The following is a 13,972-nucleotide window of genomic DNA, read 5'->3' on the forward strand; positions in this document are numbered from 1 at the left end:
TTAGCGGCGCTCATCAATCTCATCACGAACGGAGAGAATGAATTCTTCGAGATTGGCAACGTGCGTCTCGTTGGTACGATCGCGTACAGAAATCGTGCCTGCCTCGGCCTCCTTTTCACCAAGGATAAGCATGTAGGGCGGACGATCGATGTTGCGTGCCTCACGAATCTTATAGCCGATCTTTTCATCGCGCTCATCGAGCACAGCTCTGATGCCCGCGGCCTCAAGTTCATCGGTAACAGCGCGTGCATAGTCGCGGCTCTTCTCGGATACAGGAAGCACCTTAACCTGCGTTGGAGCAAGCCAAGTGGGGAACTTACCTGCATAGTGCTCAATCAGGATGCCGATAAAGCGCTCAATGGAGCCGAAGCATACGCGATGCAGCATGATGGGACGCTTCTTTGAGCCGTCTGCATCTGTGTACTCAAGGTCAAAGTTGAGCGGCATCTGGAAATCGAGCTGAACGGTTCCGCACTGCCAGGTACGACCAAGTGAATCCTCAAGATGGAAGTCGATCTTAGGACCATAGAAGGCGCCGTCACCCTCGTTAACAACATAATCCTTACCGAGCATCTCGAGGGCATGGCGGAGCGCTGCCTCAGCGCGCTCCCAATCCTCGTCGGAACCCATGGAGTCCTCAGGGCGCGTAGAAAGCTCAAGATGATAGGTAAAACCGAACTTCTGGTACACCGAGTCAATGAGGTTTACCACACCTACAATCTCATCGGTAAGCTGGTCGGGGCGAACAAACAGGTGTGCATCGTCCTGGTTGAAGCAACGCACACGGAAAAGACCGTGAAGCGCACCACGGAGCTCATGGCGGTGTACAAGTCCAATCTCGCCGGCACGAATGGGAAGCTCGCGGTAGCTGTGTGGCTTTGCCTTATAAACGAGCACACCACCCGGGCAGTTCATAGGCTTGATGCAGTACTCCTCATCATCAATCATCGTGGAGTACATATTGTCCTTGTAGTGGTCCCAATGACCAGAAGTCTTCCAGAGCTGCTTATTCATGATAAGCGGCGTGGAAATCTCGACATACCCAGCCTTACGGTGGATCTCACGCCAGTACTGCAGCAGCTCATTCTTCAGAATCATGCCGTTAGGAAGGAAGAACGGGAAGCCTGGTGCCTCGTCACTCATCATAAAGAGGTCCATCTCGCGACCAATCTTGCGATGATCACGCTTCTTGGCCTCTTCAAGCAGACGCAGGTGCTCGTCAAGTTCTTCTTTTGTTGCAAAGGCCGTACCATTGATACGGGTGAGCATCTTATTGTTCTTATCACCCTTCCAGTAGGCACCTGACACACCCGTAAGCTTGAAAGCCTTAAGCGCCTTGGTATAGGTGAGGTGGGGACCTACGCACATATCAATGTATTCACCCTGCTGGTAGAAGGTGATACGAGCATCGTCTGGCAGATCGTCAATATGCTCGACCTTGTATTTCTCGCCGCGCTCCTCCATAAGCTCAATGGCTTCAGGACGAGGAAGCTCATAGACGCTGAACTTAAGATTCTCTTTCACTATTTTTTTCATCTCTGCCTCAATGGCAGGAAAATCTTCTTCTGTGATTTTCTGGCCTTCAGGCAGATCTACATCGTAATAAAAACCATTGTCAGTGGCAGGACCATAGGCAAAGTCTGCCTCAGGATAGAGACGCTTGATTGCCTGAGCCATAATGTGTGCGGCGCTATGACGAACAACGTGCGTAACCTCGTCTGCCGGACACTCATCCACATGACCGTCGTTGTATAGAACCTTCATACGAAACCTTCCTTATATGGTTCGCGGTTAGCGTGTATGGTGAGTCCTCGGATAGGTTTACCACATCCTGAGGGCAAAGATGTTTACAAAGTATCTTGCTTATTATGGTCGCTTGCCAAGGATTTATGCGTACTTTCAGAAACTTCCTGATTTTTTTCGCGCTGCCACGCATTTTTACGCGGCGAATCATCCTTTGAGAAAGGACTTGCACGATAAAGTCGCTCAACAATGGACTTTTTCTTTGTCGCTGCAGCCGGTGCAAAAGCAAGACCACATGCGAATCCCCACAAAACAAAAAGCATGGGGAATGAATGAAACAAGACTGAGAGTACAAAAGGCGGAAGAGCTACTCCCTCACTTACTGCAGGCATGGAGAAGAATGAAATTACAAACCACACCAAAAGAATAAGTTCGGCAAGCCGAACAATCCATCGCACCCACCTGTGGAGCACAATGCGATACACAAGCGCAACCACACAGCCCAATACTGCGCCAATACCGCAGGCAATGCAGGGAGCAGCAACAATAGAAAGCGCCACAAGTTCAGGTGAGGTTTGCGAGCTACGGGAAAGCCCAAAGATGACGCAACTTACCAACGTTACAACTAGCCAGAAACAGAGATTCACGATAGTTGCTGTTCTCTTCATACGTGCTGCTCCAAAATTTGACGTACCAGCAGAAAGAGATTCTACTACTGTGCCGTCGTTCTTGTACCGGATGCAGCATCACAATAAGAGCAAGCCGAGGGCGAAAACCTCACAAGAAAGCCGGGAAACTTGCAAGGATTTCCCGGCTTAGAGTTATGCAACAAACGCAGGCAGATGAACACTAGGCAGATTAGTTTTGATGTTTGCCTGCACGTGTGCGCATATAGGCACTTGCTCCCAAAAGAGCACCTGCCAGTACTGCCACACCAGCAACTACTACTGCGGTATAAGTGTCACCTGTTGCAGGAAGCACGCTCTCCTCTGCATGAGAGGTGTTTTCATCCCGATTTGTAGTGTCAGAGGTTTGCGTTGTATTGGAATTGTTGTTCTTGTCGTTGTTATCGGTATTGGGCTGTTCAGTTTCTTCGTCTTCAGACTGCGATGGCTGCCCAGGTTCGAGGGAAGTAGCAGGAAGCCAGAAATCACCATCATTCTGGAAGGCAAGCTCTGCGGGATTCCAGCCATTCTGACCAATAAGCATGCTCGAAAGATAATCTTCAAGTTTCTGAGCAGCATCCTCGTCTATGACTTTGCCGAGCACAATGCTGTCATTGTTAACCACCGGTGTGCCATCGGCGTTGAAACACCCAATTTCGGTAAAACGAACCGTGGGGTCATAAGTAATAGAGACAGTATCGCCGTCCTCATTATGGCCAGTCCAGCGGCTCCAACGCTCGGGCATGATGTTATCCGGCATCGTGCAGCCGATAAAGGTTACTGCTGAAGAAATGTTTGCATAGTCTGGGTTGGGCGTATTCGTATCTATTTCGCTATAGATGGTTCTTCCCGTGGCATCCACATGAGAAGTGTAAGCGCAAAGATTTTGCCATGGACGACCAAGGCTTACATCGGTAAGCGAGGGGTCTGCCGTGAGTGTGCAGTTATAGAAGACAAGACCGGTATAGCCGCTCTTAGTATTAGCCGCTGTGAAATACCCACTATCGCGTCCAGGGAATGAAGCCATGTGGATAGAGCAGCCATTGAAATAGGCGTCGGCGTCACCAAAGATGAAGTCTACCGTGCCCTCAATGTAGCAGTTGGTAAGCGATGCACGGTTACCCACCCCCATGAGGTAGAGCGTATCCTGGCGACCAATAAAGCTGCAGTCGACAAAATCGATTTTATCGGCATTAGAGCAGAAGGCTACCGCGGGTGTTTGATCATCTTCTCCTGTGTGACCATAACCTTCGAGGTTGTAGTCATTCTGGAAGGTAATACCGCGGAGCCGAGAAACCCTTACCCGATGCTCTTACCAATACGGTAGCGCATTCGTTGGTGCCAAGGTCAAACTTGTCTTGCGGGAGGTAGGTTCCATCAGTATCCCACGTGTTAGACGAGTAATAGGCAGCGTGAATAATGACAGGGTGCTCGTTTGTTTCATCGGCATTTTGGAAGATAACACCCTCTTTATCGATAATCACACGCTCGTTATATGAGCCTGGTGCGATAGAAAGAACAAGATGGTCCTTCAAAGAAGAGTCATTATCCGCCAGCGCTTCATTAATGGTTTGGTAGTCACCATTCGCACCCACAGTTACCACATGGTAGGACTCAGCTTTGTCTGAGCCATAATCCACCGAGATAGACGAGAGGTAGCAACTTGGACTATTACCATTGCCACCAGAGAAAGTTAAGGCCACGTAGTGTGTGTTAGTTGCATCTATAGCAATGTCACGACCAAGCGAAACCGACTCATGCTCGATGTTTCCACCTAACAAACTATCATCGAGGGTGATATCAAGATTGCCGTTGTTATTGCCCTCAATACGCAAGATAGCACCCTGAGCATCTGCTGCAATAGGAACATAAATGACCGTTCCAGGATTTACTTGTGTATTTGATTCACGCGGGTCAAATTTTCCGGATAGTGCATCTATCCGAAGGTTCTCATAGTCACCACGTGCATTTTGAATTGCATCGGCATCTGTGCCGGTAAGGTCCCAGGTGGTATCAGTTGCAGAGACGTCTGGCGTACCAGGGTACGTGCTGGTATCTTCTGCATAATCTACAGAGAGAGCCGTGATATAGCTGCTGCCAGAACCTCCGAAACTAATTGCAACGTAGTGAGCATTTTCGGTGGTTGAGAGGTCAATAGGTGTATTGAAGCTGGCATCTTTATCGTCAACTTTTACCGTAACCGAACTACCCTGTCCTGAAATCGTAAGAGTTGCACCATACTCGGACTGAGCAATAGGGACATAAATTACGGTATTGGCATTAACCTGTGTATCTCCCTCTCGAGGAGCAAATTTTGCTTCGCTCCCAGAAGCATCAATCTTAAGGCCATCAACCTCGCCGCGCTGGATTCCACTATTTTGGAAAGACTGGTCTGTCTCACTGAGATTACTTAAATCCCATGTGGTGTCTTTTACAGCAACGTCTGTAGGATCACCAGGAAACGGAACGATATACGTAAGGCTCATATAAGAGAGGTATGATTGAGAATTAAAGGAGAGGTTAATATCTCCTCCCGATTCAGGAATCTCAAAGGAGATGCTCTTGCCAGAAACCTCCCCTTGTATATCCGTGCCACCACACGTACACGAAACACCCGGCGCATTTCCACTTCCAGTCAGCGTGAGCGTTGCCCCATGCTCGCTATTCTCAGCAGATAAGCTCAGTTTTGTACCAGGGTTGATCTGTGTGTCCCCATTGTCGGTACGGGGACTAAACTTTCCATTGGTGGCATCAATATGAATGCCCTGCCAATCACCTATCTTGCCTTCAAAAGTCATGTCCACCAAATCCGTAGACACATTAGGATTAAAGTTCCACGCCACATCTGCAGGATTTGAATTCTCATCAGCAAGAACAGTACCCGGAAGCCTCATAAGCGACAGCACTAAAGCTACGCCCATCAAGGCAATTGCAACAAGCCCAAACCTACGCTTCGTGCAAACGTTCACGCACGACCACCTCTCTTATACAAACCTTGCCTCTCGTATGCGTAGCAGAAGTGTTACTACACTGCACATAGGTTTTTATTGTATTGCTTCCGAGCGGCAAAAGAACACGTCGTTACATACGCGAAAAGGCATGCCAGAAACTAGCATGCCTCAACACGAACTATAACTATTCATGTAACTCAAATGGGCTTATTCGCGACCGTTCCAGCAATAGGTACAAACTTTAGAAGGATCGATACCTATTGCGTCAAGCAAGCCATCAAGTGTCTGATACTCCAGGGAATCAAAACCCATCTCTTCACAGAGCGACTTCAGCAAACATCTGCCGCGCTCAGTACGCCCATCAGCATATTCGTCGAGATGACGCTCTCCTTCTTCGCCTTCGAGTTCACGCACTTTTCTGCGTGCAACAAGTTCATATTCAGAGCGACTCCGAGAGAACGAGAGGTACTTGCAGCCATACATAATCGGTGGGCATGCCGAACGCATGTGTACCTCAGAAGCTCCTGTATCACGCAAGAAATCGATTGTCTCACGCATTTGTGTGCCGCGAACAATTGAATCGTCCACAAGCAAGAGACGCTTATCGCGAATAAGCTCTGGAACCGGCACTTGCTTCATCTTTGCCACACGATTACGCACTTCTTGATTGGAAGGCATAAAAGAGCGAGGCCACGTTGGGGTGTACTTAACAAAGGGACGAGCCAACGGTAAGTGAGACTCATTGGCATACCCAATACCATGTGGAAGACCGGAGTCAGGCATACCAGCAACGTAGTCCACCTCAGGGAGCAGTCCAAGCTCACGCTCACGACGTGCCATAATCTCCCCGTTGCGGTAGCGCATTACCTCAACATTGACACCCTCATAGGTCGAGTTGGGATAGCCGTAGTAGACCCAGAGAAATGCGCAAATTCTCATGGTGTTACCCGCAGGAGCAACGACTTCAAAACCATCAGCAGTAATGCGCACTATTTCAGCAGGCCCAAGCTCATAAGCATCCGTGTAGCCCAGCTTGCCATAGGCAAATGATTCGAAGGTTACACAATAGCCATCGTCATCTTTACCAATAAGCACTGGCAGGCGACCCATGGAATCACGTGCAGCGATAAGCTCGCCGGACTGCGTCATGATAAGAACGGTCAGAGAGCCTTCTATCTGATCTTGTGCATAACGAATGCCATCAACTATGGTGTCTTGCGTATTGATAAGCGCCGCTACAAGCTCATTGGAATTCACCATGCCAGAGCTTGTTGCCATAAACTGATGGCCACGATCTTCAAAGCGCTGCACAAGGACGTCGGTGTTGGCAATAGCACCAACGGTTGAAATGGCATAGATGCCAAGATGAGAACGAACTAACAGCGGTTGCGGATCGGCGTCAGAGATACATCCCATCACACAGGTGCCCGAAAGCTCCGGCAGATCATGCTCAAACTTCGTGCGAAAAGGCGTATTTTCTATCGAATGAATCTGGCGACCAAAACTACCGTCTGGTTTTGCAGAAACCATACCTGCTCGACGCGTTCCCAGATGCGAATGATAATCTACGCCAAAGAACACATCGAGAGATACATCGCGATGCGAAACAGCACCGAAAAAGGCTCCCATTGATCTCCCTTACTGAATGCGCGTACGGCAATAAGGACAAACCTTCCAGTCTGCATTGAGCGGACGGTGGCAGGTTGGACAGACATTACGCACTTGCGTGTTGCAAATGGGGCAGACGATAAAATCGCGATCGATGGGGGTGCCACACTTAGGGCAAATGCCATAGTGAGAAAGCTGGTGCTCACGCAGAGCAATGTCCAAATCCTGCTCTTCACGATCTACCAAATAGGAACTTGGACGCAAAATGACATAGGCAAGCAATCCCACAATGGGAACCACAGAAATAATTGCCCAGAGCCACCATGGTTCAGCTCCACGGCGTTGCGCATCGCGTATGACATAGACAATAGAAAGTACATAGAGCATCACGATACACGCAAGCATAAGGTAGAGGACCATGCGAACCTCTGGTGTAAGCAGCTGTGAAATGAGGTCGGACATAGCGACCGCTCCTTTAACTCTCTTTGATACCAACCTTGTTCAATAACGTACGACAGAAAAGCGTACCGCATCCAAACAAACTTCGCACACGCCAGTTACAAATAAGCTGCACGATGTGAGAGTTCTCCACATCGTGCAGCAAACATACACATTATTTGCAACGAAACGCTATACCAAATGCAACTCTTTAACGCGTCGACAATACACCAGGTGCCCAGGAGCTACCTCAACCGCCTCAGGATTAGCAGCACGGCATGCTTCTTCTGCGTAAGGACAACGCGATGCAAAGCGACATCCCGCATCCACATTTACCAAACTCGGCACATCGCCCTTCATCGTATGACGCTCACGAGAACGCTCTGAAGGGTGCAGAGGCGGAACAGACGAAACGAGGCCGCGCGTATAGGGATGAGCTCCTTCAGAAACGATTTGCTCGGTATCCCCCACCTCCATCACCTTTCCGCCATACATAACGCAGATCCTGTCTGCCATATAACGAACCACCGAGAGGTTATGAGTAATGAAGAGATATGCCAAACCTTCGGATTCCTGAAGATCAAGCAGAACGTTTAAGGTCTGTGCCTGGACTGAAACATCCAAAGCACTTGTTGGCTCATCGAGCACGAGCAATGAAGGCTTGAGCATAACTGCACGAGCAACACTTACGCGCTGTTGCTGACCGCCAGAAAGCTCCTGAGGCCTGCGGTCAAGCAATTCTTTACCCAAACCAACTTTTTCACACGTCTCTTCAATGAGAGCATCCGCATCGGCTATGTGATTTACCACCAAGGGGCGACGCAATACTTGTCGAACCGTCCAACGAGGGTTGAGTGAGGATGCCGGATCCTGAAACACCGCACCCATTTTTCCTTGGTACTCTCGACGATTATGAGGAGTTACCTCCACACCATCTATCAAAATAGAGCCCGATGTCATAGGTGTGAGACCGAGCAAAAGCTTCGCAAGAGTTGTTTTGCCAGAACCGGACTCACCTACCAAACCAACGGTTTCACCTGGATTGATATTAAAAGAGACGCCGTCGACAGCATGCACTGCATTACCCTTACCGGCACCTTTGATGGCGAAGAGTTTGTACACATCATGCAACTCAACAAGATGTTCTGCGCTCATTACTACACCTCCGCCCTACTGCAAGCAACCAGATGACCCGGAGTAATCTCTACAAGCTCATGCTGGTAGTTCCGACATACCTCACATGCACGCGGACACCGGTCATAAAAACGACAGCCATGTGGAAGAGCAGCGAGATCAGGAACGGTGCCTGGGATGGTCTGAAGCCGACCTTCTCCTCGTGAAATGGTGGGCAGTGCACGCATAAGCAGACGCGTGTAAGGATGTGCTGGATGATCGAAGATCTCGAACACATCGCCGACCTCAACAATCTGACCGGCATACATAACACCAACACGATCAGCAACATCGGCAACAATGCCAAAGTCATGTGTGATAAGCAACAACGCCATGCCATGCTCATGCCTCAAATCGTTCATGAGGTCGAGAATGCCAGCTTGTGTTGTGACATCAAGTGCCGTTGTTGGCTCGTCTGCAATAAGCACTTCAGGCTCGCGGCACAGCATCATGCCGATCATGACACGCTGGCGCATACCACCCGAAATTTCATGCGGATATTGCTTCATACGAGCTGCAGCATCGGGAATGCGCACATCGCGCAGGGTTTCTTCTGCACGCTTCATGGCTTCGGCTTTGCTCATCCCGTCAACCATAAGGCTTTCGGCAATCTGTTCACCGAGGGTATAAACCGGGTTCAGTGAATCAAGAGGATTCTGGAAAATCATGCCAATGCGATGACCACGCACATGAGCCATCTCATCTTCAGAAAGTGCAAGCAGATTTTCTCCGTGAGAAAGAACCTGACCGCCTTTAATACGGCCTGGCTTTGAGACAATGCGCATTATTGCGGAAGCACAGGTGGACTTGCCACAGCCAGATTCCCCTACCAGAGCAAATGCTTCGCCCTTTCGCACATTAAAGCTCACATCGCTTACTGCTTGAACTTCTCCATGTGGCGTGTCGTATACCACTTCGAGATCGCGAATATCGAGCACCACGTCGGTAGTGCCGTTGGTCTGAATACCCATGGCTACACCTCAATCGTGGGGTCGAGAAGGTCTTTAATGCCTTCGGATGCCAGATTAAATCCAAGCACTGTCCAAACAATAGCAACACCGGGATACAGAGAAATCCAGGGAGCACGTGTGATGTACTGGATGCCTCCAGACAAAATCATGCCCCAGTCTGGCAGCGGCTCTTGAGCACCCATGCCAAGGAAGCCCATGGAGGTAGTGGAAAGGATGGCAGATGGAAGTGCAAGTGAAGCCATAATCACAATGGTGGAAACAAGGTTGGGCAAGACATAGCGGACAAGAATGGAGATATCAGATTCGCCATACGTTCTTGCTGCCTCGATAAACGACTCGGCACAGATAGTTCGGGTTTTTGCTCGAACGACTTTTGTGATTTGTGCCCACGTCACAACGGCAATAGCAAATGCCACATTCTCAGCAGAAGCTCCCACCAAAAGCACGATAGCCATTGCAAAGATAATGGGAGGAATCGACCAAACCATATCGGTAAAGAACGAGATGATCTTATCGGCCTTGCCACCGTAATAGCCCGCAATAACACCGAGCGTTACACCGATCAAACACTCGATGGCAACCGCGATTAAACCAACGCGCAAAGCAATGCGGCTACCGTAGATAATGCGGCTAAATACGCAGCGCCCATATTGATCGGTTCCCAAAGGATACTCAGCACAGGGAGCCATAAGTTTTTGGGCAAGGTTCTGCTCATCATAGGGATGCGGTGCAATCTGATTGGCAAAAATCGCCGCAAGAACTACCACAACAAGCATGAAAAGACCCACTACAAACATGGGCTTTTTTAATAGCAGCGCTATTTTTGAAGGTCGTACAGATCGTTTCTGTGCAGCCTTAGTTGCTGTTTGAGCATGTGCCATAGTTTCACCCCCTAGTCCTGAGCAAGGCGAACGCGCGGATCAAGCAGGCCAGAAACCACGTCGCCAATGAGGTTGCAGATAACAGTCAGAACTGAGATTACAAATACGATTCCCTGCACAATAGGAAAGTCCTGACGAGAAATAGCGGTCCAGAGAAGGCGTCCCATGCCAGGCCAGGCAAAAACGTTCTCTACGACCACGGCGCCGCCAATCAACCAGGGCAGCGAGAGGAAAAACGTAACGGTAACAGGGATAAGAGCGTTGCGCAGGACATGTCGAATGAGCACCTTGTTGCGCAGAAGACCCTTTGCAGTTGCCGTTTTAACATAGCGCGCGTCGAGAACATCAAGTACCTCTGAACGCGTAAGACGAAATATCTGAGCAAAGTTAGGAAGTGCTAAAGCGAGCGTTGGAAGTATCAACGACGCAGGACCAGACCAGCCGGAAATAGGCAATATACCCAAGTTGATTGCAAAGAGCAGGATAAGCAATACGCCCAGCCAGAATGCAGGCATCGACCAGAGAACAACCATGAGAACATTCATGACACGATCGAATGCACCGTCTTTATGCACTGCTGCATACAGGCCCAGAGGAATTGAAACGACATATTCAAGCACGATAGCAGCACCCGTAAGCATGAGGGTGTAAGGAAGACGTTCCAGAATAAGCGTTGTTACTTCTTGGCCGGTGGTAATTGATGTACCAAAGTCTCCGCGCAACACATTGCCAAGCCAATAGAAATATTGAATGACGGGCGGCTGATCAAGACCCCAATTTTGCTTGATCTGAGCAACGCGCTCTGCCGAGACACGCTCAGATGTCATCAGGTCAACAGGATCGCCTGGCATTGCCTGCATAATGGCAAAAATTGCAACACTCACGCAGAATACGACAAGGATGCCAATAAGTACTCTGTTGAGAATATAACGAGCAGTTGGGGACACCCTTAGTCCACCTCCTTCGTGTCGAGGAACAGCTCGGCGACATCGAGGAAGATGCCATCGCGATCAATATCCTCATCGTTGGTGAGAAGAACTACTGAAAGCTTCTCATCGGTAAACCTCGATGCAATAGAAATGAATCCTGTTGCACCTCCGGTATGCCAAATCTCAGCATGGTTGGGAAGATGACGTCCTCTCCCACTGGGAGCATTGTCTCGTCCCAAAAACAAACCCAAACCATACCCCGTAGGAGTACCATCCTGCAAGAGATAATCGCAAGTAAGAAGAGCTTTTGTCTCCGGCTTAATAAGTTCTGGCCCCTGATTATCGAACAGCCAGTGATGCCATTTCAGCATATCCTGCACGTTCGATGAGACATTGCCGTCGGCAAAACCAACCATCAGCATGTCATAGGGACGCACACCGAAAGATCCATCATCTTTGTGATAGTAGCCATTCACGAGCCATGGATCTCTACTCACAAGATCATCGGGTGCGAAGGAACGCTCCATGCCTAAAGGCCTTAAAACTTCCTGTTCCAGAAAATGACCGAAGCCCACACCTGTCAGCTTTCGAACAATTTCTCCAAGCATCACATAGGTTGAATTGGAGTAGGCCCACGAAGTGTCGGGCTCAAAGTCAGGACCTGCAAGCGTCTTGATGTAGTCGAGCACCTCATCAGCGTTAGCCTGCGCCAGAGCCATTACCTCCGGAGCAAATCCACCCTCAAAACCTTCTTCAAAATAATCGGGAATACCGGAGGTATGAGCCATCATCTGGCGAGGGGTGACCCGCTTCATATACTCAGGCACCTGCTCAAAAAACGGAGCTACGGGCGCATCCAAATCCAAAAGACCACGATCGGCAAGCATAAGGATGACCGTGCAACACATCTGCTTGGTATTGGAAGCAATGATGAAGTTATCAGAAGGAGAGATTTTCTTACCCTCTGCTATGTCAGCGCAACCAAAGCCACCTTCATAAAGCAGCTCGCCTGCCTTCTCAACCGCAAGCGCAAAGCCCGGTGTTTTATCGCCTACGCCATGTGCAGCTGCAATAGCAGCAATCCTCTCTTCAAACATTGGTCTCCTTAGCCCTCAGTCTTCTCTGCATGCCTGCCAGCACCTGCCAAAACGCAGCCGCTTAAAGCACCGGTGTCAGCGCTATCTTTCACTACGGTCACTCCACCCACAAGCACTCGATCAATGCCTACAGGCGCCTTTAGCGGTTCATCGAAGGTAGAGCCGTCTTCAATAAGTTCAGGATCAAAGATGACAATATCGGCATCTTTACCAGGCTCAATTGAACCCTTGGTTGCACTTAACCCCAAACGTTTTGCAGCTTGAAGGCTCATTTTTTTCAATGCTTGCATGAGCGTCAATGATTTTGTTCCACGCACGTAACGAGCTATAACTCGAGGGAACGATCCTGCAGCTCGTGGATGTGCCTCACCGGCATATACGCCGCCGTCTGAGCAAACAAGACCCAGCGGATTTACTATCGCTGCCTCAATTTCAGGCTCACGCATGGCAAAGCAGACGACGTTTTGCTCGGGATGCTGGCTGCGCACTTCTTCATAGGTCTCACGTGTAGCCCTCTGTCCACGATACGGTGGATATAAGAAGCGAATAGCGTCGTAGTCGCAACCCCACTTTGCACGCCAGTCCACATCAAAGACCGCCGATCCTATGCCTGTGGAAAATGCGGTATAGGGATAGGTGTCATAACCAAATTGAGGGTTCTCTGCCATTTCTTGCTCGATAAAAGCAAGCGCTTCATCCATATAGCCATAACCTGCAAGACTTGAGAGATGAGAAGCTTCTACACGAACCTGTGTCTTGCGTGACAAACGCGCCATTTCTTCAAGTGAGGCACGCGCGTCAGCACAGTCGGCACGAAAATGGATGGAGACAAAGGGATCAAGGTCGGCCACAGCAGAGACAACCTCATACATTTCTTCTTCGGTGATACCTGGATCGTATTCCAGACCAAACGAGACCCCCGCGCAACCAGCTTCAATTTGTTCACGCACTAATGCTGCGGCTTTGCGATATTGCTCTGGCGTTGCCTTATCGTAAGTGCCAAGACTCAACGACTGGCGATAGCTGTTGTAACCAGCAAGAATGAGGTAGTTCACAGGGGCGCCGCCCTTAGAGTTCACCCACTGAGAAAACGTTTGAAAATCTTGAGGTGATTCACCACAGTTACCAGCAACGCAGGTGGTAACCCCCATACGCGCCATAAGTCGACCAATGCCATACTCATCAGTTTCAGCAAGGTTCTCTTCATGCATGTGCACATCAATAAAACCAGGTGCTACTACATGACCCTTTGCGTCTATAACTTCAGAAGCATGATGAGTAAGGTAGTCGATACGATCCTCATTGGTTGTATCAACTATCTCTTCGATACAACCATCGTTAAGAGCAAGTGCTGCTGAAATAAAGGTGTCAGTAGCAAAATTTGGAATCCTGCCATTTACGATGAGCGTGTCGAATTCGTTGCTCACTGTTGTACCCCCGCATCATGTAAGAACGCGCAACCATTATTGGTAACGTGTCAGCCAGTAATTGACGATTTTGCTACAAGAGCAAATTT

Annotated in this window: 12 protein-coding genes; all 12 read right to left on the reverse strand. The window is 49.3% G+C overall.

Features of this window, described 5'->3' with window-relative positions:
• Positions 1 to 1,764: a threonine--tRNA ligase gene (thrS, locus tag ACQY6Y_RS00440; protein WP_428378342.1), complete on the reverse strand. Its 1,764-nt coding sequence runs from the start codon at positions 1,762 to 1,764 to the stop codon at positions 1 to 3.
• Between the two features lie 83 nt (positions 1,765 to 1,847).
• Entirely contained in the window at positions 1,848 to 2,411 is a 564-nt protein-coding gene (locus ACQY6Y_RS00445; RefSeq protein ID WP_428378343.1) for a hypothetical protein, read from the reverse strand.
• Positions 2,412 to 2,601: 190 nt separating this feature from the next.
• Entirely contained in the window at positions 2,602 to 3,687 is a 1,086-nt protein-coding gene (locus ACQY6Y_RS00450) for a pectinesterase family protein (RefSeq protein ID WP_428379927.1), read from the reverse strand.
• Positions 3,671 to 5,377, reverse strand: coding sequence for a hypothetical protein (locus ACQY6Y_RS00455; protein ID WP_428378344.1), 1,707 nt, complete (start codon positions 5,375 to 5,377; stop codon positions 3,671 to 3,673). The genes ACQY6Y_RS00450 and ACQY6Y_RS00455 overlap by 17 nt, the downstream gene beginning before the upstream one ends.
• Before the next feature lie 189 nt (positions 5,378 to 5,566).
• Entirely contained in the window at positions 5,567 to 6,988 is a 1,422-nt protein-coding gene (locus ACQY6Y_RS00460; protein ID WP_428378345.1) for an amidophosphoribosyltransferase, read from the reverse strand.
• A 9-nt stretch (positions 6,989 to 6,997) separates the two neighbouring features.
• On the reverse strand, positions 6,998 to 7,429 hold the full coding sequence (locus ACQY6Y_RS00465; protein WP_428378346.1) for a double zinc ribbon domain-containing protein: 432 nt from the start codon (positions 7,427 to 7,429) through the stop codon (positions 6,998 to 7,000).
• Positions 7,430 to 7,597: 168 nt separating this feature from the next.
• A complete protein-coding gene (locus tag ACQY6Y_RS00470; protein WP_428378347.1) occupies positions 7,598 to 8,560 on the reverse strand; it encodes an ABC transporter ATP-binding protein in 963 nt (320 codons plus the stop codon).
• Positions 8,561 to 8,562: 2 nt separating this feature from the next.
• Positions 8,563 to 9,549, reverse strand: coding sequence for an ABC transporter ATP-binding protein (locus tag ACQY6Y_RS00475; RefSeq protein ID WP_428378348.1), 987 nt, complete (start codon positions 9,547 to 9,549; stop codon positions 8,563 to 8,565).
• Positions 9,550 to 9,551: 2 nt separating this feature from the next.
• Positions 9,552 to 10,430, reverse strand: coding sequence for an ABC transporter permease (locus tag ACQY6Y_RS00480; protein ID WP_428378349.1), 879 nt, complete (start codon positions 10,428 to 10,430; stop codon positions 9,552 to 9,554).
• 11 nt (positions 10,431 to 10,441) lie between these two features.
• Entirely contained in the window at positions 10,442 to 11,377 is a 936-nt protein-coding gene (locus ACQY6Y_RS00485; RefSeq protein WP_428378350.1) for an ABC transporter permease, read from the reverse strand.
• 2 nt (positions 11,378 to 11,379) lie between these two features.
• On the reverse strand, positions 11,380 to 12,456 hold the full coding sequence (locus tag ACQY6Y_RS00490) for a serine hydrolase domain-containing protein (RefSeq protein WP_428378351.1): 1,077 nt from the start codon (positions 12,454 to 12,456) through the stop codon (positions 11,380 to 11,382).
• 8 nt (positions 12,457 to 12,464) lie between these two features.
• Positions 12,465 to 13,883 (reverse strand): amidohydrolase family protein, encoded by a 1,419-nt coding sequence (locus ACQY6Y_RS00495; RefSeq protein WP_428378352.1) that lies wholly within the window; start codon positions 13,881 to 13,883, stop codon positions 12,465 to 12,467.
• Positions 13,884 to 13,972: the final 89 nt, after the last annotated feature.

Source organism: Olsenella sp. Marseille-QA0557 (genome assembly GCF_965119725.1).
Lineage (GTDB): Bacteria > Actinomycetota > Coriobacteriia > Coriobacteriales > Atopobiaceae > Coprovicinus > Coprovicinus avistercoris.

Coding starts and splice junctions, on each gene's coding strand:
- thrS (WP_428378342.1), bottom strand. CDS start 1,764: ATGAAGGTTCTATACAACGACGGTCATGTGGATGAGTGTCCGGCAGAC.
- ACQY6Y_RS00445 (WP_428378343.1), bottom strand. CDS start 2,411: ATGAAGAGAACAGCAACTATCGTGAATCTCTGTTTCTGGCTAGTTGTA.
- ACQY6Y_RS00460 (WP_428378345.1), bottom strand. CDS start 6,988: ATGGGAGCCTTTTTCGGTGCTGTTTCGCATCGCGATGTATCTCTCGAT.
- ACQY6Y_RS00465 (WP_428378346.1), bottom strand. CDS start 7,429: ATGTCCGACCTCATTTCACAGCTGCTTACACCAGAGGTTCGCATGGTC.
- ACQY6Y_RS00470 (WP_428378347.1), bottom strand. CDS start 8,560: ATGAGCGCAGAACATCTTGTTGAGTTGCATGATGTGTACAAACTCTTC.
- ACQY6Y_RS00475 (WP_428378348.1), bottom strand. CDS start 9,549: ATGGGTATTCAGACCAACGGCACTACCGACGTGGTGCTCGATATTCGC.
- ACQY6Y_RS00480 (WP_428378349.1), bottom strand. CDS start 10,430: ATGGCACATGCTCAAACAGCAACTAAGGCTGCACAGAAACGATCTGTA.
- ACQY6Y_RS00490 (WP_428378351.1), bottom strand. CDS start 12,456: ATGTTTGAAGAGAGGATTGCTGCTATTGCAGCTGCACATGGCGTAGGC.